The 510-nt window shown below is 50.0% G+C and carries 2 tRNA genes and 1 rRNA gene; all 3 read right to left on the bottom strand.

Features of this window, described 5'->3' with window-relative positions:
- Positions 1-201: 201 nt before the first annotated feature.
- Positions 202-277 (bottom strand) — tRNA-Ala (locus G7Z99_RS19660).
- Positions 278-283: 6 nt separating this feature from the next.
- Positions 284-360: transfer RNA gene (locus G7Z99_RS19655), tRNA-Ile, on the bottom strand.
- A 78-nt stretch (positions 361-438) separates the two neighbouring features.
- Positions 439-510 (bottom strand): 16S ribosomal RNA (locus G7Z99_RS19650); the annotation flags it as partial.

Genomic DNA, 510 nt, shown 5'->3' with positions numbered 1-510 from the left:
AAATTCGCATGTTGCGCTCTCGCGCAGAACTCACAAATTTTACCTTAGCCTGATCACCACCAGTGAAAGTGGCCATCAGTCTATTTCTATCACATATCCGAATTTTTAAAGAACGATCTGACAAAAGCCAGAAATCAACATTCAGCGTGGAATGCTCATTTCTAGGTTCTGATCAAAACTGCTACAGCGTACCGCGAAAGGTGGTGGAGCCAAGCGGGATCGAACCGCTGACCTCCTGCGTGCAAGGCAGGCGCTCTCCCAGCTGAGCTATGGCCCCAGAAACTGGTAGGTCTGGGCAGATTTGAACTGCCGACCTCACCCTTATCAGGGGTGCGCTCTAACCAACTGAGCTACAGACCTATAACAGGGTCTTGATCGTCTTTTACAATGAATCAAGCAATTCGTGTGGGAGCTCATCAGCTGGCTGATGTCGTCGATTAAGGAGGTGATCCAGCCGCAGGTTCCCCTACGGCTACCTTGTTACGACTTCACCCCAGTCATGAATCACAC

This window comes from Pseudomonas entomophila, assembly GCF_013523165.1.
Lineage (GTDB): Bacteria > Pseudomonadota > Gammaproteobacteria > Pseudomonadales > Pseudomonadaceae > Aquipseudomonas > Aquipseudomonas entomophila_A.
This window is presented reverse-complemented; position numbering and strand designations above follow the sequence as displayed.